Genomic DNA, 21,788 nt, shown 5'->3' with positions numbered 1-21,788 from the left:
ATGGAGCCGCGCCGGAAGCTCGGTCGGGGGAGCGTCGACCGGGACGCGAGCCCTACCCCGGATCAGGGTCCGCCGTATGGCGTCGGCGTCCGCATCGCCCGCTCGTGCGGCTGCGGCAAGTGCGGCATCCATCGCGTCCGACTGAGCCGACAGCAACAAGAGCGCGTCGTCGCGAAGAGCTGCGGGAAGGCCGGCGCCGGCCGCAAGGGCGGGTAGCGCCGAGATCCAGCCGGTGCTTCGAGTCGGGGTGGTCGGTCGTGAGGCGGCGGGGTCGTTTGCCGCCTCGACGCCACCCCTCGATATGCCCGTACGGCATGACTCGGGTGAGCCCCGTCTCATCCCGTGTCGACCCCTGGCGACCTGGTACATCTGACGTACCATCAGTTTCGTGGGTGGGCGGGGTCGGGTATGCGCAGGCATGCGACGGCTGCGTTCGCGGGCAACACCGAGGGCAGAAGGAGCTTCGCCATGCTGGATCACGTCATCACCGGAGCCACCGTCGTCGACGGGACGGGCGCGCCGTCCTTCCTGGGTGACGTGGGCATCAGGGACGGACGGATCGTCGCGGTCACCCCCGCCGGCGGCATAACCGAAGAGGCCGCGAGCACCGAGAACGCCGAGGGGCTGATCCTGGCTCCCGGGTTCGTCGACCCGCACACCCACTACGACGCCCAACTGCACTGGGACCCGTACGCCACGCCCTCGGTCAACCACGGCGTGACCACGATCATCGGCGGCAACTGCGGCTTCACGCTCGCGCCGCTCAAGGCCGAGGACGCCGACTACACCCGGCGGATGATGGCCAAGGTCGAGGGCATGGCGCTGCCCGCGCTGGAGAACGGCGTGGACTGGAGCTGGGAGACGTTCGCCCAGTACCTGGACAAGCTGGAGGGCCGGATCGCGGTGAACGCCGGCTTCATGGCCGGGCACTGCGCGATCCGCCGCTACGTGATGGGCGCCGACTCGGTCGGCAAGGAGGCCACGCCCGAGCAGGTCGCGGCGATGGTGACCGAACTGGGCAAGGCGATGGACGCCGGCGCGCTCGGCTTCTCCACCGGCCAGTCCAACCACACCGACGGCGACGGGAACCCGGTGCCGTCGCGGGCCGCGACGCCGGCCGAGATCCTCGCGCTGTGCGAGGAGGTCGGCAAGCACGAGGGCACCCAGTTGGAGGTCATCGTCGCCGGCTGTCTGGACCAGTTCTCCGACGAGGAGATCGACCTGCTGGTCAAGATGACCACCACGGCTGGCCGGCCGATGAACTGGAACGTGCTCACGGTCGACGCCGCGGCGCCCGATCGTGCGCCGCGGCAGATCTACGCGTCGGAGAAGGCCAAGGAGGCGGGCGGTCGGATCGTGATCCTGACCATGCCGGTCCTGGTCCCGATGAACATGTCGTTCCTGAACTACTGCGCGCTCAACCTGATGCCGGGCTGGGGCCCGATCCTGTCGCTGCCGGTCCCCGAGCGGATCGCGAAGCTGCGCGACCCCGAGGTGCGCGCGGAGATGCTGCGCAACGCGGACAGCCCCGAGGCGGGCGTGTTCCGTCGGCTCGCGGACTTCGGCCGCTACGTCATCGGCGACACCTACTCCGAGGCGAACGAGGGCCTGTCCGGCCGCATCGTCGCGGACATCGCCAAGGAGCGCGGCCAGGACGACTTCTGGACGCTCCTGGAGATCTGCATCAACGACGATCTGCGCACGATCCTGTGGCCGATGCCGACCGACAACGACCAGGCTTCGTGGGACCTGCGCCAGCAGGTCTGGGACAACGAGCACGTGATCCTGGGCGGCTCCGACGCCGGCGCACACCTGGACCGGATGTGCGGCGCGACCTACACCACCCGCTTCCTCGGCGACATGCTCCGCGGCCGCAAGCTGGTCTCCCTGGAGCGCGCCGTGCAGATGCTCACCACCGAGCCCGCCGAGCTGTTCGGCCTGGTCGACCGCGGCCGGATCGCCGAGGGCTTCCACGCCGACCTGGTCCTGTTCGACCCGGCCACCGTCGGCTCCGGCCCGGCCCGGCTGATGCACGACATGCCCGGTGACAGCGCCCGCCTGACGAGCGAGTCCACCGGCGTGGTCAGCGTCCGGGTCAACGGCGTGGAGACCATCCGCGACGGACAGACCACGGGCGCCGCCAACGGCACGCTGCTGCGCTCCGGCAAGGACACGGTCACCGTCTCGGTCTGACCCACCACGAGACTCGGCGGCGTACGGGGGTCCTCCCGTACGCCGCCGCCCCATGTCCGGCGGCGAAGCGCGCGAGGGCGGTCTACGCGACGAGGTCGGCGGGGTCCAGTTCGAGCGGGAAGGGTTCCTGGATTCGAGTGGTGATGCCCGCCGCGAGGCGACGGGTCAGTTGGTACTCGCCTTCGGCGTCGAGCGTGTAGACGAACAGCACCGGGAGTCGATCGAGACCGAGTCCGCGAAACCGTGCCGTCTCCAGGCGCCAAAAGTGCAGGATGCCGGCAGCGGCGTACTTGGCGGGCTTCAGCGTGCGGTCGGTCGTGGTCGTCGACGGCGAGACGATTTCGACGACCAGGTGGACCTGCGACGGATCGGGCATCTTGACCCCGTCCGCGAGAGCGCAACGATCGACGACGAGCACGTCCGGGATCAGGCCGGTTTGATTCCCCATCGGGATGCCGGACGCGGTGACCGCGACGAGGTCGGGCGGTGCCGCGGCGTGCAGGAACATCCTGAGTTGGTCACCCGCGAACTGGTGCTGCATGGATGGCGGCGGGCTCATCAGCACGCTCCCGTCGACAAGCTCGTATCGGCTGCCGTCCGGTGATGCCTCGTTGAGTGCGATCCATTCGTCCACAGTCCAGGGCTGGACGTGCGACTGCGCGGGGAGAGCCGCCATTCGTAGCACCGCCTTCGTGTCGCCCCGACCTGCCCCGATTGTGACACTCTCCACGACCACCGGCACGGCCCTTTCCGGTCCGAACCCTCCAACGATCGAGTCGCGACAAGATCACCCGAACGGCACAGTGCCGACCTGTCGGTACAGGGCATGAACGCCGAGGTCGTCGGGTGGGCACCGGCCCGGGTGACCGGCTCATCGCCGTAGCGGCAACCGGAGTTTGTCGGGGCTGTCGCACCTACGTGACGTGCGACACGAGTCGCAATGGCCTCGATCGTGCGCGCCTACGCTTGGTCCGTTCGGGGGGCGACGTCGCGTCGGCTCCCGTTTGTCGGTTGGGTCGGCGCGTACGAGGTGCGGTCGGCCCGCCGATCCGGCCCGAGCAACAGCGACGACAGCGAGGTGTCGCATGACCCCGACCCCCAACGAGGGACGTCCCACCGAGAGTTCGATGCGGCGTGCGCTGCGGCGAGCCCGAGACGGGGTCATGCTCGACGTCTCGGAAGCAGCCGTGCTCCTGCACGCGCGGGACGCGGACCTGGAGGACCTGAGCCGATCCGCCGCACGCGTGCGCGACGCCGGGTTGGCGGCCGTCGGGCGTGCCGGGGTGATCACCTACAGCCGAAAAGTGTTCATCCCGCTGACCCGGCTGTGTCGCGACCGCTGCAACTACTGCACCTTCGTCACCGTGCCCGGCAAGCTTCGGCGCGAGGGCCACGGGATGTTCCTCAGCCCGGACGAGGTGCTCGAGATCGCCCGCGACGGCGCCGCGCTCGGTTGCAAGGAAGCCCTGTTCACGCTCGGCGACCGGCCCGAGGACCGCTGGCCCGAGGCCCGCGAGTGGCTGGACGCGCACGGGTACGACGACACGCTCGCGTACGTGCGGGCGATGTCCATCCGGGTCCTGGAGGAGACCGGTCTGCTGCCGCACCTCAACCCCGGGGTGCTGTCCTGGACCGACTTCCAGCGGCTCAAGCCGGTCAGCGCGTCGATGGGGATGATGCTGGAGACCACCGCGACCCGGCTGTGGTCCGAGCCCGGCGGCCCGCACCACGGCTCGCCGGACAAGGAACCGGCCGTGCGGCTGCGGGTGCTGGAGGACGCCGGGCGCTCGAACGTCCCGTTCACCACCGGCCTGCTGATCGGCATCGGCGAGAACATGACCGAGCGGGCCGAGTCGATCTTCGCGATGCGCAAGGTCGCCCGGCAGTACGGCTCGATCCAGGAAGTCATCGTGCAGAACTTCCGGGCCAAGCCGGACACCGCGATGCGCTCGACGCCGGACGCCGACCTGATCGAGTTGGCCGCCGCGATCGCCGTGACCCGGATCGTGCTCGGGCCGCAGATGCGAGTGCAGGCGCCGCCGAACCTGATCGGCGAGGAGTACGCGCTGATGATCGCGGCCGGCATCGACGACTGGGGCGGCGTGTCACCGCTGACCCCCGACCACGTAAACCCCGAACTCGCCTGGCCGCAGGTCGAGTTCCTGGCGGCCCGGACCGCCGAGGCGGGCTTCACGCTGCGCGAGCGGCTCAACGTCTACCCCGAGGTGATCCAGCGCGGCGAACCGTGGCTGGACCCGCGGGTGTTGCCGCACGTGCGGGCGTTGGCCGAGCCGGAGACCGGGCTGGCGATCGAGGGCAAGTGCCCCGAGGGGCTGCCCTGGCAGGAGCCCGAGGACATCTTCGCCGCCGCGAGCGGGCGCACCGACCTGCACGTGACGATCGACACCGTCGGCCGCACCGGCGACCGCCGGGACGACTTCGACAACGTTTACGGGGACTGGGAGTCGCTGCGCGAACAGGTCGCCGACAGCGCCACGGGATCGGTGGTCCGGCTCGACTCGGAGGTCAAGGCGGCCCTGGCCCGGGCCGCCGCCGACCCGACCCGGCTGACCGACGACCAGGCCCTCGCCCTGTTCCACTGCGACGGTGTCGCGATGGACGAACTGGCCCGGATCGCAGACGACTTGCGCCGCTCGGTGAACGGCGACGAGATCACCTACATCGTCAACCGGAACATCAACTTCACCAACGTCTGCTACACCGGCTGCCGCTTCTGCGCGTTCGCCCAGCGGCGCACCGACGCGGACGCGTACACCCTCTCCCTGGACCAGGTGGGCGAGCGGGCCGAGCAGGCGTGGGCGGTCGGCGCGACCGAGGTGTGCATGCAGGGCGGCATCCACCCGGACCTGCCCGGCACCGCGTACTTCGACATCGCGCGCGAGGTCAAGAAGCGCGTCCCGGACATGCACGTGCACGCGTTCTCGCCGATGGAGGTGGTCAACGGCGCGACCCGGACCGGGATGTCCATCCGCGACTGGCTGACCGCCGCCAAGGAGGCGGGCCTGGACACCATCCCCGGCACCGCCGCCGAGATCCTCGACGACGACGTGCGCTGGATCCTGACCAAGGGCAAACTGCCCGCCGCGACCTGGGTCGAGGTGGTCAGTACCGCACACGAACTGGGCATCCGCAGCTCCTCGACGATGATGTACGGCCACGTGGACACGCCTTCGCACTGGCTGGGCCACCTGCGCCTGCTCGGCCGGATCCAGGACGAGACGGGCGGCTTCACCGAGTTCGTCACGCTGCCGTTCGTGCACACCAACGCGCCGGTCTACCTGGCCGGCATCGCGCGCCCGGGGCCGACCCTGCGGGACAACCGGGCCGTGCACGCGATGGCCCGGATCCTGCTGCACGGCAAGATCGACAACATCCAGACGAGCTGGGTCAAGCTCGGCGTCGAAGGCACCAACCTGATGCTCGAAGGCGGCGCGAACGACATGGGCGGCACGCTCATGGAGGAGACCATCTCCCGGATGGCGGGCGCCGACAACGGCTCCAAGAAGTCGATCGCCGAACTGGAGGCGATGGCCGCCTCGCTCGGCCGGCGCGCCCGGCAGCGCACCACCACCTACGGCGAGGTGAGCGCCGAGCGCCAGGAGGTGGCCCGTCGACACGACGCCGAGGTGGAGAAGATCATGCTGCCGATCCTGAGCAACTGAGCACACGCACCCCCCGGGGGCGACCCGTCGCCCCCGGGGTCCGTACGATGCCGCACGCCGTCGGACGCGTGTACGACCCCTGGACGACCGGCCGCCGGTACGCTGCGGTGGGGTGTCGGGGGAGGGGAGCACACACATGGCCGCACTCTGGTCCAGAGACCGGTTGCAGGACTTTCGGGCCCGGGTACGGGGGTGCCTGGTCGCGGGGGCGATCGGTGACGCGCTCGGCGCGGGCATCGAGTTCCTCAGTCTCGCGGAGATCCGCGCACAACACGGAGCCGACGGCGTCGCGGGTTACGTGACGGCGTATCACCGGCACGGCGCGATCACCGACGACACGCAGATGACGTTGTTCACGGTGGAGGGCCTGATCCGCGCGCACGTGCGGCGCGACACCGGGGCCTGGCATCCGCCGACCGACCTGCACGGCGCGTATCTGCGCTGGAAGGCGACCCAGAGCGAGTGGGGTCCGGACGAGCGCAAGGACGAGGGCTGGCTGGTCCGCGAGGAGTGGCTGTACAGCTCGCGCGCGCCCGGGTCCGCCTGTCTGCGCGGCCTGGAGGACGAGAGCGTGATGGGCACGCTGGAGCGGCCCAAGAACCCCGAATCCAAGGGCTGCGGGGCGGTGATGCGCTCGGCGCCGTTCGGCCTGCTGGTCGGCTGGCGACCCGAGCTGGTCTTCCAACTCGCGGTGGAATGCGCGGTCCTGACGCACGGTCACCCCACCGGCTACCTCTCGGCGGGCGCGTTCGCGGTGATCGTGCACGCGGTGATGCAGGGCGCGCCGCTGGAGGAGGGCGTGCGGGTGGCGCTGGATCTGGTCAAGGCCCGTCCCGAGCACGCCGAGACGGCGAGCGCGATCGAGGCGGCGCTGGCCGCGGTGCGCGCCGGTGTGCCGTCGGCGGAGCGGGTCGAGGCGCTGGGCCAGGGCTGGACGGCCGAGGAGGCGCTGTCGATCGGGCTGTACTGCGCGCTGGTGGCGCCGGACATGCGCACCGGACTGCTGCTCGCGGTCAACCACGGCGGCGACAGCGACTCGACCGGGTCGATCTGCGGCAACCTGCTGGGCGCGATGCACGGCGACACCGTGCTGCCCGCCGACCTGGTCGCCGAGTTGGAGGGCCGCGGCGCCATCCTGGAGTTGGCCGACGACTTCGCGATGGAGATGACGCAGGGCACCACGCTGCACGGGCCGGACGCCGGCGAGACCTTCTGGGCCAAGCGCTACCCACCCAACTGAGGCCCCGCCGCCCCGACTTCGAGGCGGCGGGGCCGGGCGACGGCCGGGCGATCAGGGCCGGCGGTGGTCCACCCACGTGCCGCCGGCCATCACCGCGCGCACCCGCAGCGCGTCGTCGAGCACCACCAGGTCGGCCCGCTTGCCCGGCTCCAGGGTGCCGACCCGATCGGCGATGCCCAGCGCCCGGGCGGGCGTCGCGGACAACGAACGCACCACGTCGACGATCGGCAGGCCGCCCGCGACGCTGTTGCGCAGCGCCCCGTCCAGGGTGAGCGTGCTGCCCGCGATCGAGTCGCCGTCGGCCAGCCGGGCCACGCCGTCGACCACGTCCACGGTCATCACGCCCAGCGGATACACGCCGTCCGGCATGCCGGCGGCGCCCATCGCGTCGGTGATGAAGGCGACCCGGTCCGGGCCCGCGCTCGCGTACGCCAGGTTGACCACGCTGGAGTGCAGGTGCACGCCGTCGTTGATCAACTCGACCACCGCGTCGCTGTCCTGGAGCAGCGCGGTGACCGGTCCCGGCTCGCGGTGGTGCACGCTGCGCATCGCGTTGAACAGGTGGGTGGCCACGCTCGCGCCCGCGGCCAGCGCCGCGCGTGTCTCGCGGTGGGTGCCGTCGGTGTGCCCCACCGCCGCGATCACCCCCTCGTCGGCCAGTCGACGCACCAACTCGACGCCGCCGGGCAGTTCGGGAGCCAGGGTGACCATCCGGATCGCGCCGCTGCCCGCCTTCAGCAGCGCGGTGACCTCGTCCCGGTCCGGCGACCGCAACTGGGTCGGATCGTGCGCGCCGCAGCGGGCCGCGCTCAGGTACGGGCCCTCCAGGTGCAGCCCGGCCAACCGGCCGTCGTGCACGAGCGGGGAGAGCGCGGAGACGATGGCCAGCAACTCCGCCGGGGAGGCGGTGACCAGACTCGCGACCGTGGTCGTGGTGCCGTGCGAGCGATGGAATTCGGCCACTCGCAGCGCCTCGTCGGGATCGCCGGAGGTGTACGAACCACCACCGCCGCCGTGCACGTGCATGTCCACGAAGCCGGGCACGATCCAACCGCCCCCGACGTCGACCACCGCCTCGGGGCCATCCGGAAGTCCCGGACCCGCAAAGGCGATCCGATCACCCACCACGCCCACCGAAGCGCCTTCGACCACCCCGGAGGGCAGCACCACTCGCGCATTGCCGAGCACCGTCACCCGCGCACCTCCAAGGTGTCCCACGCGATCAGGCCGGCGCCGCGGCAACCGGCCTCGTCCCCGAGCGCCGCGGTCACCAGCGGCGGCACGTGTTGGACCACGGCGCGCTCGGCGAGCAACGTCCGCAAGGGGTTGAACAGTTGTTCCCCGGCGAGCGAGAGCCCGCCGCCGATCACCAGCAACTTCGGGTCGTACAGGGCGAGTCCGGTGAGCAGACCGTCCGCGAACGCGGACAGGCCCTGGCCCCACACAGCCGCCGCGACGGTGTCCCCGGCCGCCACCCGGGCGACCACCTGGGCCGCGCTCAGCGGCGGGTCGTCGCCCGGCGCGGCCTCGGCGAACGCGTGCGCGATGGCGGGCCCGGAGAAGTGCGCCTCCAGACAGCCCACCGCCCCGCAGGTGCACCGGCCGCCGCCCGGACGCACGGTGATGTGGCCGATCTCGCCCGCCTGTCCGTGCGCGCCCGGGTAGGGGCGGCCGTTGAGCACCAGCACCGAGGCGAGCCCGGTGCCGATCGCCACGAACAGGAAGTTGTCGCAGTCGCGTCCCGCGCCGAGTCGACCCTCGGCCAGCGCGCCGGTGCGCACGTCGTGGCTCAAAGCCGCCGGTAGGCCGAGCCGGTCCGCGATCAACGAGCGCAGCGGCACCTCGCGCCACTGGATGCTGGCCGACCACACCGCGACCCCCGCCGGATCGTCCACGATCCCCGGCACCACGACGCCCGCCGCCCGCGGCACGCCACCCAGCTCGACCGCCCGCTCGCGCAGCGCGGCGGCGAAGTCGACGATGCCCCCGACCACCGCGTTGGGGCCCGCGGTCCGGCCGGTGGGCCGCCGCTCGGAGTAGACCAGGTTGCCGCCCGCGTCGACCACGCCGCCCTTGATGTCGGTGCCGCCGACATCGAGCGCGACGACGCAGTCCGCGCCGGACAGGTCGGACGGCGGGGTGTTCACGAGCGGCATCGGCGTCTCAAGTCTGGTAGATGGGGCAGATTGTGAGCCCGAGGGCGGGTGGATCCGAGAATGCGCGTTTGTGCTCACTGGATAGCAGTTGAAAACATGAACATGCAACAGCATCGTTGAGTGAGCGAAGGTTCACGGAAGCCCCGATGCTCGACCCGTGTGGGGCGCCCGCAAGGATGTCCCGAACGATCCGACACGAGTCGGCCAGGGCTGTCGGACACGGCGGGAGGTCACGGGTGAGCCGTTACGAGCGGTGGGGTGCGCTCCTCGAACTGCTGGCCAAGCACGGTCGGCTGGAGGTCGAGGACGTCGCCTCGGAGCTGGACGTCTCGCCCGCGACGATCCGCCGCGACCTGGATCAGCTCGCCCAGCAGCAGATGTTGACCCGCACCCGGGGCGGCGCGGTCGCGCACGCGGTCTCCTACGACCTCCCGCTGCGCTACAAGACCGCCCGGCACGCGTCCGAGAAGCAGCGCATCGCGCAGGCCGCCGCGGCGCTGGTCAAGCCGGGCGAGACGATCGGGCTCAACGGCGGCACCACGATGACCGAGGTGGCCCGCGCCCTGGTCGCCCGGGCCGACCTGCACACCGAGGGCGACTCGAACGCGCAGGCGTTCACGATCGTCACCAACGCGCTCAACATCGCGGGCGAGTTGGCCGTGCGTCGGCATGTGAAGATCGTGGTCACCGGTGGTGTGGCCCGCACCCAGTCCTACGAACTGATCGGCCCGTTGGCCACCGGCATCCTGCGCGAGGTGGCCCTGGACGTGGCGATCCTGGGGGTGGACGCGATCGACGTCGAGCACGGCGCGAGCGCCCACCACGAGGGCGAGGCGAGCATCAACCAGTTGATGGCCGCCGGCGCGGGCCGGGTGGTGGTGGCCGCGGACTCCTCCAAGCTCGGCCGCCGGGCGTTCGCCCGGATCTGCCCACTGGATCGGATCGGCGTGCTGGTGACCGACACCTCGGCGACGGAGGAGGCCACGGCGGCCTTCGTCGACGCGGGCGTTCGGGTCATCCGGGTCTGAACCCGGCCACTCGGCACGCTCCGCCCCGAGTCCACGCGCCCGCCTTCCGGCGGGCGCGTTCGCACGTCCGGGGCATTTGCGCACGCACCGATCAACCAACTCGATGGACCATTCACGGGATCGAACCGGCACCCTCTGTGCCGGTTCTTCTGCATGCGCGCCCGGGCGGGTAACGAATTGCTCTGCAAACTTCCTGCACCCCTCCTGCGAATCCCAAGATTGGTGTAGACCTTTGTTCCGGCGAGGTGTTGACTGCCGACACGGCGAGTCCGCAAAATGCTCGATGCTGCTCAAGAGTTTTCTACAAACCTGCGTTGCGAACAGTTTTGCGCAAGCGAGTGCATGGGTTTAGTGCGACCAAACCCTCACCAACGGTCCTGTTTTCCCGAAGGCATGAAGGCGGTTCTGCGATGAAGCGGCACCAGATGGCATTGGCGGCGACAGGACTGTCGGCCGCACTGCTTCTGTCAGCGTGTGGTGGTTCGGACGACAAGAAGGACGACGGCGACAAGGGGGCGACCCCCGGCGCCTCCGGCGCGGCGGGCGCTCCCAAGGACGGCTCGATCAAGCTGGTCGTGGCCGACTACGGCAGCGGCGACGGCAGCATGCAGAAGTACTGGAACGGGGTGATCTCGAGCTTCAACGAGAAGAACCCCGGGATCAAGGTGAACCTGCAGGTCATCAACTGGGATGACATCGACAAGCAGGTCGCGACCATGATCCAGAACAACGACATGCCCGACCTGCTGCAGACCGGCGGTTATGCCGACAAGGTCGTCGACGACCTGCTGTACCCGGTCGACGACGTGATGTCGCCCGCCACCAAGGCCGATTTCGTGGAGTCCTTCACGCCCGCCGCGACGGTCAAGGGGAAGCAGTACGGCATTCCCTTCACCTCCAGCACTCGGCAATTGATCTACAACACCGAGTTGTTCGCCAAGGCCGGAATCACCGACCCGCCCAAGACCTGGGACGAGGTCAAGGCCGCCGCGACCAAGCTCAAGTCCGCCGGCGTGGCGACCCCCTTCGGCCTGCCGCTGGGCAAGGAGGAGGCCCAGGGCGAGTTCATGAACTGGGCGCTGGGCAACGGCGGCGGCTACCAGACCAACGGCAAGTACACGGTCAACAGCCCGCAGAACGTCGAGGCGCTGAACTGGGTCAACGACAACCTGGTCAAGGCCGGACTGACCGAGTCCAACCCCGGCACCAAGAACCGCAAGGACGTCTACACGGACTTCTACGGCGGCAGCGTCGGCATGGTGAACAGCAACCCCACCATGATCGCCACGCTGAAGAAGGACTACCCGAACCTCAAGTACGCGACCGCGCCGATCGCCGGCAAGACGGGCCCGCTGAACGAGACCCTCGGGGTCTGCGACTGGATGATGGCGTTCAAGAAGAACGGCAAGAAGGACCAGATCAAGGCGTTCCTGGACCACGCGTTCAGCACCGACCAGCAGATCAAGTTCCAGGAGCAGTACAGCTTCCCGCCGGTGACCAAGTCGGTGATGGCCAAGATGACGGCCAACCCCGCCAACGCGGGCCTCAAGCCGTACATCGACCTGCTCCCGAAGGCGAAGTTCTACCCGCTGAACGACGTCGCGTGGGACGTGCTCTCGCCGAAGATCAAGGAACAGCTCGGTAGCGCGGTCTCGGGCGGCAAGTCGCCCAAGGACGTGCTGGACCAGCTCCAGAAGGAAGCCGAAGCGGCGGTCGCGCAGCAGAAGAGCTGACGCGGTACCGGAACGTCCCAGCACCGAAGGAGGAGGACGGCCCCGTGGCCGAAACCGCCGTACGCAGAGCGCCCACCGTCATCACCAGAGTCAAGAAGACGCTGGCCCCGCTGCCGTGGATCGGCCCGGCCGTCCTCCTCATCGGCGTCGTGGTCCTGTGGCCCGTCGTGGTGATGGTCTGGAGCTCCTTCCAGCGCATCCGCCGCACCGGCGTCGTGGTGGGATCCAACGGCACCGACAACTACAAGAAGCTGTTCGACGAGCCGGACTTCGTGGCCGTGCTGTGGAACACCGTGGTCTGGGTGCTGGTGGTCGTCGCCATCACGCTCGTGTTGTCGCTGTTCCTGGCGCAACTGTTCAACCAGCACTTCCCCGGCCGGCGGTACGCCCGCTGGGCGATGATCGTGCCGTGGGCGGCCTCGGTCTTCATGACCGCCGTCGTCTTCAAGTGGATGCTGCACGAGACCCACGGCGCGATCAACACGCTCATGGTCGACCTGCACCTGATGGACGCGGGCAAGGACTGGCTCGGCAGGCCGTCCACGGCGATGCCGTGGATGATGGCGGTCGCGGTCTTCGTCTCGCTGCCGTTCACCACGTACACCCTGCTCGCCGGACTCCAGACGGTTCCCGGCGAGGTGTACGAGGCGGCGAAGATCGACGGCGCGTCCACCTGGCGCACCTACCTGTCGATCACGCTGCCGCTGCTCAAGCCCGCGATCCTGGTCGCGGTGGTGATCAACCTGATCAACGTCTTCAACTCGTTCCCGATCATCTGGGCGATGACCAACGGTGGTCCGGGCTACGAGACCGCGACGACCACGGTGTTCATGTACCAGCTCAAGGCGTCCGACATCGGGGAAAGCGCCGCGATGTCGGTGGCCAACTTCGCGATGATCATCATCCTGGTCGCGTTCTTCCTCGTTGTCAGCCGTAACAAGGAGACCGACCGATGAGCACGACCACCGCCGCCGGCCGTAAGCCGGGCGCCGGCGCCGCGAAGCAGCCTTCGGGCGCCGCGGGCGGCGGGAATGGGTCCGGGCGCAAGAAGTCCGTGCTCGGGGGCTCGAAGTACAGCCAGAAGCAGCTCTGGTTCGGTGCGCTCGCGTGGGTGATCGCGATCGTCTTCGTCGCGCCCTACATCGAGATGGCCATTACCGCGCTGCGGCCCAAGGACGAACTGACCAGCGACGGCTACCTGCCGACGAAGTTCGAATGGGCCAACTTCGTCGACGTGTGGGACAAGTCCACACTCGGCGACAACCTCAAGATCTCGCTGCTGGTCGCCGGCATGTCCACGCTGCTCGTGCTGGTGGTCTCGCTGCCCGCGGCCTACTACACCGCGCGCAAGCGATTCCGCGGCCGAGGCGTCTTCCTGGGGCTCGTGCTGGTCACCCAGATGTTCCAGCCGACGTCGTTGCTGGTCGGGCTGTACCGGGAGTTCTACATCCTGGATCTGCTCGACTCGTACTGGGCGCTCGTGCTCGTCAACGGCGCGTTCAACCTGGCCTTCTCGGTGTGGATCCTGACCGCCTACTTCAGCGCGATTCCGGTCGAGCTGGAGGAGGCCGCGATGATCGACGGTGCCTCCCGTCTCGGGGCACTGCGTCGGGTCACGCTGCCACTGGCGATGCCGGGCATCGTCACGGCGGTCATCTTCACCTTCATCGCGGCGTGGAACGAGTTCACCGTCGCCCTGGTGCTGGTGACCACACCGGAGAAGCAACCGCTCACGGTCGGCATCAACAGCTTCCTCGGTGCCTACCGGGTCGAATGGCAGTACCTGTTCGCCGGTTCGGTGGTGGCGATCGTGCCCGTGGTGATTCTGTTCGCCTACATCGAGAAGCACGTGGTGTCGGGTCTGACCGCCGGGTCGGTTAAGTAGGTTCGGCCGACTCCCGAAAGCACGAAGCCCACAGGTCTCGGGGCCTGTGGGCTTCGTCGCGTCCGGGAGCCGGTGAAAGAGGGCCTACGGCAGGGTGATGTGGTACGCCTTGCGCAGCGTCTCGTGCACCGTCCACACCGTCTCGTCGCCCTCCTGGAGCACGCACGCGTCGCCCGGCCCGACCTCGATCGTCGCGCCACCGCGGATCTCGATGGTGGCCCGACCGGAGACGACCACGAACAGCTCGTTCGCCTCGGTGTCGGTCACCACGCCCGGGGTGATCTGCCAGATGCCGCGAATCTGCTTGCCGTCCTCGGATTCCCACAGGACCCGGCCCGAGACCTCGGGCGTGCCGGAGACGATCTGGGCCGGGTCGAGCGGGTCGGCTTCGAGCTCGGCGGCGGGGATATGGACGGCAAAAGTAGACATGCGGCGGAGCATATAGGTCTCTGTGTCGATCCCTCCCCTCGGGTGATTCACGGCTTTTCCGGCGAATCATCGCGCCGGTGCGGTGGTCCGTCGGCGCGGGCGGGCACAATGCCGAAAGCGGGTCGACGGGCCCGGGCGAGGTACCGAAGGGGTGACCGATGGGCGAGGAACACGACGCGCGGCCCGAGGTGCCCGTGATTCCCGGGCAGGGCGCGCCGGCGCACCCGCCCGAGTCGGTGCCCGCGGGCGGGCTGTCCGACCGGGACCGGGACATCCTCGAATTCGAGCGCCAGTGGTGGAAGCACGCCGGCGCGAAGGAACGCGCCGTGCGCGATCGTTTCGGTTTCTCCGCGACCCGCTACTTCCAGGTGCTGAACACCCTGCTCGACCGGCCGGAGGCCCTGGAGCACGACCCGATGCTGGTCCAGCGGCTGCGGCGGTTGCGCGAGGCCCGGCAGCAGGCCCGGTCCACCGTGCGCCGTCCCGGGCACTGAGGGGCGGGACGGGTGTTCGGGCGCCACCGGGACGAGTACGACGTCTTCGCCGGCTTCGGTCGGTACGGCCTGATCTGGACCAACGAGGACCTGGGGGCCGAGGAGGTCGAGGCGGATCCGGAGCTCGCCCCCGAGCACGATGCGTTCGGCGGCCTGCGGCCCCAAGCCCTGCTCGCGTGGGTGCGCTCGCGGCGCGGGCTGCTCCCGGTGGCCGCGCTGACGGCGATCTGCGTCGTGGCCGGTGTGCTCGCGATCGGCCGGGACGAGCCCGCCTCCCGGGTGGCCGCGGACCGGGTCCGCCACAGCTTCGGGCCGGCGCCGGTCGCGGGCCCGGCCGGATCCGCCCGCCCGGTGCCGCCGGTCCGGGCGCCCGCGGCCCCGCGTGGTGCGCACGGCAAGGTGGTGCTGCTCGATCAGAGCAAGGTGCCGGCGCTCGCCAAGCGCATGGGCCGGCGGCTGGAGGCGGCGGGCTGGGAGGTCGCCGGCACCGACGTGTTCCGCGGCTCGGTCCCGGCCACCACCGTCTACCACCCCGTCGGGCAGGAGAAGCAGGCCCGCGCGCTCGCCGCCGCGCTGCCCGGGATCGACCGGATCAAGCCGGCCTTCGGTGGCATCCCGCGGCATCGACTCACCGTGATCGTGGTCGACGACCAGGTGGTCCCGCTGGCCGATCGACTGCTCGGTTCGCTGACCACTGGGTAGGTTGGACGGCATGACCACGAACCGGTCCATGCTGCCCGAACCCACCACGACGGCCGGCCGAACGGGCCTTGCCGCGTTGCTCGGTGAGCCGGCCCGAGCGGTCGTCGCCCTCGACTTCGACGGCACCCTCGCCCCGATCGTCGACCGCCCGGACCAGGCCCGCGCGGATCTGCGCGCGGTGACCGCGCTGTCCCGACTGACCCCGCACCTGGCCGCGGTGGTGATCGTGACCGGCCGCCCGGCCGCGGTCGCCGTCGAGTACGGCCGCTTCCGCGGCGTGCCCGGACTCGAACAGCTCGTCGTGCTCGGACACTACGGACTGGAACGCTGGGACGCGGCGACCGGCCGGATCAGCGCGCCGGAGCCGCCGGCCGGGGTGCACGAGGTGCGCCTCGCGCTGCCCGGTCTGCTCCAGGCACTCGACCTGTGGGAGACCACCTGGGTCGAGGACAAGGGCAGCGCGCTCGCCGTGCACACCCGCCGCGCACCGGACCCGGACGCCGCGCTCGCGCTGCTGCGCGATCCGCTCGACGATTTGGCGGCGCGGCACGACCTGGCCGTCGAGCCCGGGCGCTACGTGCTCGAACTGCGCCCCCGGGGGATGGACAAGGGCCGCGCGCTGACCGGCTTCCTCAAGGAGAAGCAGGCCGGCTCGGTGTTGTTCGCCGGTGACGACCTCGGCGACCTCGCCGCGTTCGAAGCCGTCGAGGAAGTACGCCACCAGGGCACCGCCGGCCTCACCGTATGCAGCGGCTCGGCCGAGGTGCACGCCCTCGCCGAACGCGCCGACCTGATCGTCCCCGGCCCGGAGGGCGTCGCCGACCTGCTCACCGGCCTGGCCGACCACATCGCGCCGGACAGGGCCTAGACCGGCTCGGCGGGTGTGGGTGCCCGGTCGGGATCGGCCGGGCACGGTTCGGGGGTTGCCGTCGCGACCGCGAAGCGGGCCCGCGGATCCAGGAGCAACGCGACCATCGCGCCCGCCGGTTGCGCCGTCTCCACCCGCAGGTCGGGCTCCACCCGGACGCCGTGCTCGGCCAGCGCGGCGCGCGCGCTCGCATATCGGTCCGGCGTCAGCCGATACGCGCACGGCATCGGCCCGACCGCGCCCAGGCCCGCCGGGACGTTGTCGGCCCCGGCGAAGTACACCGCTCCGCCACCGCGCGCCGCCCGCTCCCGGGACGTGCGCACCGCCGCCGTGATCGCCTCGCCGCGTTCGGCGGCCATCCGCAGCGTGGCCTGCGCGGCCACCAGGTGCGCGGCCACCCGCCGCCGACCCAGCAGGCCCGGATCCGCGCGCTCCAGCGCCGAGACGGGCCGGGTGGCGACCTCGACCAGCACCGCCACCGCGTGGTCCAGCGCGGCCGCGTTGCGCAACAACCGCTCGTCCCCGTCGCCGCCGAGCGGCCGACCGGTGTCCTCCTCCCCGTAGACACCTGCCGCCCAACCCGCCGCGGGCAGTGCCGTGCCGATCCGATCGCGCGCCAACTCGACGGCCAAGGAACGCAGTTCGGGGGCCACGTTGAGATTGCGCGGCCACAGGTACAGGGCCGGCGTGGAGTTCGCCGTATCCGCCGGCACGGTGAACTCGTGCAGGTCGTGCACGATGTGCGGGCGCGCCTCGCGGAGCACCCGGCGGATCGCCCGCGCCTCGGGCGTGCTCACCGCCACGTGGTCCCGGTTGAGATCCACCCCCTCGGCGGTCGCCCGGGTGCCCGCCGCCGATCCGTCCGGATTGGGCGTGGCCAGCACCAACACGGTGACGCGCTCCAGCAGCCGACGTCCCGCCGGCGAGCGGTCGGCGGCCAGGTCCCGGATCAGCTTCAGGCAGGACTCCCGACCGGCCGGCTCGTCGCCGTGCTGGCCGCAGACGAACAACACCCGGACCGGCTCGGCCACCGAGCGGGTGCCGGCCACGGTGATCAACTCCAGCGGCCGGCCGCGCGTGCTCGTGCCGACCCGGGTCACGGTGACCCGGGCGGCGCCCCAGCCGGCCCGCTCCGGGCCCGGCGCCGCCGCGACCAGGTCGCGCAGGTAGTCCCGCTCCTCGGCGAGGGTGGTCCACAGCGTGCCACCGCGCCGCTCGAACCCGGTCGGCACCCGGCCGGCGCGCCCACCGCCCACCGGGGTCGGCGCGAGCACGACCCCGGCCACCAGCGCCATCGCGAGCACCGTCCGCGTCGCCCACACCCGCATCCCGACCCCATCCCCTCGTGCCCACCAGGACAGCCACCGCCTCGCCGCGCCACACCCACACGCCGCACCGCACCGCACCGCGCGCAGCCACGCACCGGGCCGCGCTCCGCCGCGTCCCCCACCTCACCGCGCCACGCGCCACACCACACCGACCCGGCCGCGTTCGCGCGGCTCGCACGTCGGGAACCGAGCATGGCGCGGCAAAGGCGGTTGATGGCAGAGCCGGACTGGCCTAGGCTCGCTCATTCCGCTGTCCCACCCAGTGCAGTGATCGGGAACCGTCTTCGGCGCCCGGCACCGGTGGGCCGCGCGGGCCGCCGCCTTCGGGCATCCGGCCCGCGCCCTTCGCAGGGGCGCACCAGGACGTGGCATCGCACACGGCCGGGCTCCGATTTGTCGCCGCCTCGAACCGGAGAGTCATGTCCGCGCCCGCCACCACCGGCCCCGCTCTGCCCACTCCCGACCCGCTCGGTGTCGAACGCGCCTACCTGGACGCCTCCCGCGCCGCCCTGCGCCGGATGCGCGAGGAGACCGAGGCCCTGGACCTGCGCGACGTCGGCGCCACCGCCGTCGCCAACGAGACCGCCCAACACCTGATCGCCAAGCGCATCGCCGCACTCGCCGACCACGCCGGCTCGCCGCTGTTCTTCGGCCGGGTCGACGGCCGATTCGCCGACGGCGTCGAGGGCGTCGAACCGGCCGAGGTGAGCGCCGACCCGAGCAAGCCCGTCGAGTCCTTCTGGATCGGCCGCCGACACGTCCACGACGAACTCGGCGACCCGATGGTGGTGGACTGGCGCGCCCCGCTGTCCCGCGCGTTCTACCGGGCCAACCGGGCCGAACCGCTCGGCGTCGAACTGCGCCGCCGCTTCGGCTGGACGACCGGCGAACTGACCGCGTTCGAGGACGAGCACCTGACCGACCCGGACGAGGCCGACACCGCGAGCGGCATCCTCGCGGCCGAGATCGAGCGCCCGCGCATGGGCCCGATGCGCGACATCGTGGCGACCATCCAGCCCGAGCAGGACGAGATCGTCCGCTCCGACCTGGGCCGCACGCTGTGCGTACAGGGCGCGCCCGGCACCGGCAAGACCGCCGTCGGCCTGCACCGCGTGGCCTGGCTGCTGTACGCCTACCGGGACCGCCTCGCCCGCAGCGGCACCCTGGTGGTCGGCCCGAACCGGTCCTTCCTCGACTACATCCAGCAGGTACTGCCCGCCCTCGGCGAGATCGAGGTCGGCCAGACCACCGTCGAGGACCTGGTCACCCGCACCTCCAAGATCAAGGTCCGGGCATCGGACGAGGCCGTGTCCGGCACGATCAAGGGCGACGCGCGGATGGCCGAGGTGCTGCGCCGCGCGGTGTGGTCCGGCCTGAGCGCGCCGACCGAGTCGGTGGCCGTGGTCCGCGACTCGCGCACCTGGCGGCTCCCGGTCCACGAGGTCGAGGACCTGGTCACCGCGCTGCGCACCCGCGACGTGCGCTACGGCGCGGCCCGCGACATGCTCCGGCAACGCATCGCACACGCGCTGCTGACCAAGATGGAGGAGCGCGGCGAGTCCCCGGACGACCGGGTCCAGGACGCGGTCGCGCGCAGCCGACCGGTCAAGGCCGCGGTGGACGCGATGTGGCCGGCGGTGGACCCGCTCAAGCTGGTGTTCCGCCTGCTCGGCGACGCCGACTTCCGGGCCGCGTGCGCGGACGGCGTGCTCAGCGCCGAGGAACAGGCCGCGATCGGCTGGGCCACGCCGCCGCGCGGCGTGGGATCCGCCCGCTGGACCATGGCCGACGCGGTGCTCGTGGACGAGACCGCCGACCTGCTCTACCGCACCGGCGGCTACGGGCACGTGGTCATCGACGAGGCGCAGGACCTGTCCCCGATGCAGTTGCGGGCGGTGGGTCGGCGCTGCTCCACCGGCTCGGCCACCGTGCTCGGGGACATCGCCCAGGGCACCACGCCGTGGGCCACCCCCGGCTGGACCCAGACGCTGCGGCACCTGGGACACGAGGGAGCCAGGATCGAGGAGCTGACCCGGGGCTTCCGAGTGCCGCTCCAGATCCTGGAGTTCGCCAGTCGGTTGTTGCCGCTGATCGCGCCGGGCCTGGCGCCCGCGTCCTCGGTCCGCCAGGCGGCGGGCGCCCTGGAACTGCGCCCGGTCCCGGCCGACGAGCTGGCCCTACGATCCGCCCGGGCGGCGATCGAACTGCTCGACCACGAGGGCTCGATCGGGCTGATCTGCGCCGACGCACGGGTGCCCGAGGTGGCCGCCGCACTGCGTGCGGACGGCGTCGCGCACCGGGTCCTGGGCACGGACGACGCCGACCAGGCCCGGATCAGCGTGGTACCCGCGTCGCTGGCCAAGGGCCTGGAGTTCGACCACGTCGCGGTCGCCGAACCGGCCGAGATCGTCGACGCCGAGGCCCAGGGACTGCGCCGGCTCTACGTGGTGCTCACCCGCGCGGTGTCCGGCCTGATCGTGCTGCACGCCCGCCCGCTCCCGGAACCGCTGGCGGCCCCGGCCGTCGCCGGCTGATCGGGCCGGGATCGGCCGGCGAACGGCGGGTGATCGGCATGCGATCGGCATCCAATACGAGTGAACCGCGTGTGTCGAACCGGTTGGTGGTCGGCTTCGCTCGCTCGTTCTGCCATGCTGGCCGGGTGGAACGCATCCAGGAGTCCGCGACCGTGACGCTGCGGGACCAGTGGGCCCGGCTCGTCGGTGGGCACGCCGAGGCCGGCGCCGTCGTCGAGAGCCTGCTGGCACGCTATGCCGAGCCGCACCGCCGCTATCACGACACCGACCATCTGCGCACCGTGCTCGACCTGATCGGCGAGCTGGCCTACGAGGCCGACGACGTCGACGCGGTGATGCTCGCCGCGTGGTTCCACGACGCGGTCTACGACCCGGCCCGGGCCGACAACGAGGAGCGCAGCGCACGGCTGGCCGAGCGCGGCCTGCGCGAGGCGGGCGTGGCGCCGGACCTGGTCGCCGAGACGGCGCGCCTGGTCCGGGTGACCGCCGAGCACGCGCCCGGCGAATCCGACCACAACGCGCACGTGTTGTGCGACGCGGACCTGGCCATCCTGGCCGCCGACCGCGAGCGCTACGAGGCGTACACGGCGGCGGTCCGCGAGGAGTACGCGTTCGTCCCCGACGAGGCGTTCCGGGCCGCCCGCGCCGCGGTGCTGCGCGACCTGATGTCGCTGCCCCGGCTGTTCCACACCCGACTGGGCGCGGCCCGGTACGAGGAGGCGGCCCGCTACAACATGCGCGCCGAGCTGGAGCGCCTGGAGGGCACCATCCCGCGCCAGCAGTCCTGACCCGCCGTCGACCCGGTCAGCGCGGACGGTAACGCTTGCGTTGCCGCAGCCCCGCCGCGGTCAGCCGGGTCACCAGTTCCCGACTGGAGACCGGCTCGGCCCCGTTCGCCAGCGCCCTGGCGTACAGGTCGGCCGGGACGTCGTAGTGATCGCGGTCGAACGCGCGTTCCGGCGCGCCGAGTTCGCGTGCGAACGCGTGCAGCTCGGCATGCGAGACGTCGCTGACGAGGTGCGACCACAGCCGCCCGCGTCCGGGCCAGGCCGGGGGATCGATGAGGAGAGCCACGCGGTCGATTCTCGTATACGTCGCGATCACGCACACTTGTGGACCATGAGCAAGGATCCCACCGACGTCGCCCTGTTGACCGCCCGCGCCCTGGTCCTGGCCGATCTGCGCACGCACGGCGTCGAGACCCCCGAGACGGTGACCGTGGTCGAGCACGCCCTGGTCGAGCGCAAGTGGTGGGTCGAGCAGTGGCCCGACGGCGCCGCGTACGTCCCCGGACTGATCGGGCAGGACGTCCAGGAGGCGCTCGCCGAGAACGGCACGGTGTGGCCGCCGTGCCCTCGGCACGACGACCACCCGCTCTACCTGGAACCCGAGCTGGGCGAGGACCCGCACTGGGTGTGCGAACGAGACGCCGAGGCGATCGCCCCACTCGGCGGCCTCACCGCGACTCGGCCGCCGAACGAGCGCGCGGTCAACGACGCGTAGATCGGCCGATCG

The 21,788-nt window shown here is 71.2% G+C and carries 19 protein-coding genes; 13 read left to right on the top strand and 6 right to left on the bottom strand.

The features are described 5' to 3' along the window. Window positions 1-468: 468 nt before the first annotated feature. On the top strand, window positions 469-2,193 hold the full coding sequence (locus ABZ374_RS29375; protein WP_360316460.1) for a D-aminoacylase: 1,725 nt from the start codon (window positions 469-471) through the stop codon (window positions 2,191-2,193). Between the two features lie 82 nt (window positions 2,194-2,275). Here the strand turns inward: ABZ374_RS29375 and ABZ374_RS29370 are convergent, their stop codons facing one another. Beyond that, a complete protein-coding gene (locus ABZ374_RS29370) occupies window positions 2,276-2,869 on the bottom strand; it encodes a Uma2 family endonuclease (RefSeq protein ID WP_360316458.1) in 594 nt (197 codons plus the stop codon). 409 nt (window positions 2,870-3,278) lie between these two features. Here ABZ374_RS29370 and ABZ374_RS29365 point away from each other — a divergent pair, with 409 nt between their 5' ends. Continuing rightward, window positions 3,279-5,876 (top strand): bifunctional FO biosynthesis protein CofGH, encoded by a 2,598-nt coding sequence (locus ABZ374_RS29365; protein ID WP_360316456.1) that lies wholly within the window; start codon window positions 3,279-3,281, stop codon window positions 5,874-5,876. Between the two features lie 136 nt (window positions 5,877-6,012). Then, entirely contained in the window at window positions 6,013-7,116 is a 1,104-nt protein-coding gene (locus ABZ374_RS29360) for an ADP-ribosylglycohydrolase family protein (protein WP_360316454.1), read from the top strand. Between the two features lie 51 nt (window positions 7,117-7,167). On the opposite strand, the gene nagA is transcribed toward ABZ374_RS29360, so the two are convergent. Further along, on the bottom strand, window positions 7,168-8,310 hold the full coding sequence (gene nagA, locus ABZ374_RS29355; protein WP_360316452.1) for an N-acetylglucosamine-6-phosphate deacetylase: 1,143 nt from the start codon (window positions 8,308-8,310) through the stop codon (window positions 7,168-7,170). Beyond that, window positions 8,307-9,272, bottom strand: coding sequence for an ROK family protein (locus ABZ374_RS29350; RefSeq protein WP_360316450.1), 966 nt, complete (start codon window positions 9,270-9,272; stop codon window positions 8,307-8,309). The genes nagA and ABZ374_RS29350 overlap by 4 nt, the downstream gene beginning before the upstream one ends. 236 nt (window positions 9,273-9,508) lie before the next feature. Between ABZ374_RS29350 and ABZ374_RS29345 the strand changes: the two genes are divergently transcribed. From ABZ374_RS29345 to ABZ374_RS29330, 4 genes are all read left to right on the top strand, one after another. Further along, the gene (locus ABZ374_RS29345) at window positions 9,509-10,300 is read left to right on the top strand and encodes a DeoR/GlpR family DNA-binding transcription regulator (protein WP_360316448.1); all 792 of its coding nucleotides are present in this window, start codon (window positions 9,509-9,511) and stop codon (window positions 10,298-10,300) included. 410 nt (window positions 10,301-10,710) lie between these two features. Further along, complete coding sequence (locus tag ABZ374_RS29340; RefSeq protein ID WP_360316446.1) at window positions 10,711-12,033, top strand: extracellular solute-binding protein; 1,323 nt, start codon at window positions 10,711-10,713, stop codon at window positions 12,031-12,033. A gap of 44 nt (window positions 12,034-12,077) precedes the next feature. Next, on the top strand, window positions 12,078-12,989 hold the full coding sequence (locus ABZ374_RS29335; RefSeq protein WP_360316444.1) for a sugar ABC transporter permease: 912 nt from the start codon (window positions 12,078-12,080) through the stop codon (window positions 12,987-12,989). Next, window positions 12,986-13,918: a carbohydrate ABC transporter permease gene (locus ABZ374_RS29330; RefSeq protein ID WP_360316442.1), complete on the top strand. Its 933-nt coding sequence runs from the start codon at window positions 12,986-12,988 to the stop codon at window positions 13,916-13,918. The genes ABZ374_RS29335 and ABZ374_RS29330 overlap by 4 nt, the downstream gene beginning before the upstream one ends. A gap of 84 nt (window positions 13,919-14,002) precedes the next feature. On the opposite strand, the gene ABZ374_RS29325 is transcribed toward ABZ374_RS29330, so the two are convergent. Next, window positions 14,003-14,347 carry a cupin domain-containing protein gene (locus ABZ374_RS29325; protein WP_360316440.1) on the bottom strand — a complete coding sequence of 115 codons (345 nt, stop codon included), beginning with the start codon at window positions 14,345-14,347 and terminating at the stop codon, window positions 14,003-14,005. Window positions 14,348-14,505: 158 nt separating this feature from the next. On the opposite strand from ABZ374_RS29325, the gene ABZ374_RS29320 reads away from it, so the two are divergent. Genes ABZ374_RS29320 through otsB form a run of 3 tightly spaced genes read left to right on the top strand, consistent with a single transcriptional unit; the run spans window position 14,506 to window position 16,411 of the window. Then, complete coding sequence (locus ABZ374_RS29320) at window positions 14,506-14,841, top strand: DUF3263 domain-containing protein (RefSeq protein ID WP_360316438.1); 336 nt, start codon at window positions 14,506-14,508, stop codon at window positions 14,839-14,841. 12 nt (window positions 14,842-14,853) lie between these two features. Next, on the top strand, window positions 14,854-15,543 hold the full coding sequence (locus tag ABZ374_RS29315; protein ID WP_360316436.1) for a LytR C-terminal domain-containing protein: 690 nt from the start codon (window positions 14,854-14,856) through the stop codon (window positions 15,541-15,543). 10 nt (window positions 15,544-15,553) lie between these two features. Beyond that, window positions 15,554-16,411 carry a trehalose-phosphatase gene (gene otsB, locus ABZ374_RS29310; RefSeq protein WP_360316434.1) on the top strand — a complete coding sequence of 286 codons (858 nt, stop codon included), beginning with the start codon at window positions 15,554-15,556 and terminating at the stop codon, window positions 16,409-16,411. Here the strand turns inward: otsB and ABZ374_RS29305 are convergent. Beyond that, window positions 16,408-17,739, bottom strand: a complete 1,332-nt coding sequence (locus ABZ374_RS29305) for a M14 family metallocarboxypeptidase (RefSeq protein WP_360316432.1) — start codon at window positions 17,737-17,739, stop codon at window positions 16,408-16,410. The genes otsB and ABZ374_RS29305 overlap by 4 nt on opposite strands. Before the next feature lie 419 nt (window positions 17,740-18,158). Between ABZ374_RS29305 and ABZ374_RS29300 the strand changes: the two genes are divergently transcribed. Together ABZ374_RS29300 and ABZ374_RS29295 are read left to right on the top strand one after the other, a co-directional pair. Next, on the top strand, window positions 18,159-20,273 hold the full coding sequence (locus ABZ374_RS29300) for an AAA family ATPase (protein ID WP_360316430.1): 2,115 nt from the start codon (window positions 18,159-18,161) through the stop codon (window positions 20,271-20,273). 71 nt (window positions 20,274-20,344) lie between these two features. Continuing rightward, window positions 20,345-21,061 carry a metal-dependent phosphohydrolase gene (locus ABZ374_RS29295; RefSeq protein WP_360316428.1) on the top strand — a complete coding sequence of 239 codons (717 nt, stop codon included), beginning with the start codon at window positions 20,345-20,347 and terminating at the stop codon, window positions 21,059-21,061. A gap of 16 nt (window positions 21,062-21,077) precedes the next feature. Here ABZ374_RS29295 and ABZ374_RS29290 read toward each other — a convergent pair whose 3' ends face one another. Then, window positions 21,078-21,347 carry a DUF4031 domain-containing protein gene (locus ABZ374_RS29290; RefSeq protein WP_360316426.1) on the bottom strand — a complete coding sequence of 90 codons (270 nt, stop codon included), beginning with the start codon at window positions 21,345-21,347 and terminating at the stop codon, window positions 21,078-21,080. Between the two features lie 45 nt (window positions 21,348-21,392). On the opposite strand from ABZ374_RS29290, the gene ABZ374_RS29285 reads away from it, so the two are divergent. Beyond that, entirely contained in the window at window positions 21,393-21,776 is a 384-nt protein-coding gene (locus ABZ374_RS29285) for a hypothetical protein (RefSeq protein WP_360316424.1), read from the top strand. Window positions 21,777-21,788 lie beyond the last annotated feature (12 nt).

Source organism: Embleya sp. NPDC005971, from assembly GCF_040629175.1.
Taxonomy (GTDB): domain Bacteria; phylum Actinomycetota; class Actinomycetes; order Streptomycetales; family Streptomycetaceae; genus Embleya.
The sequence above is the reverse complement of the archived record's forward strand: the minus strand, read 5'-3'. Positions and strand labels throughout refer to the sequence as shown.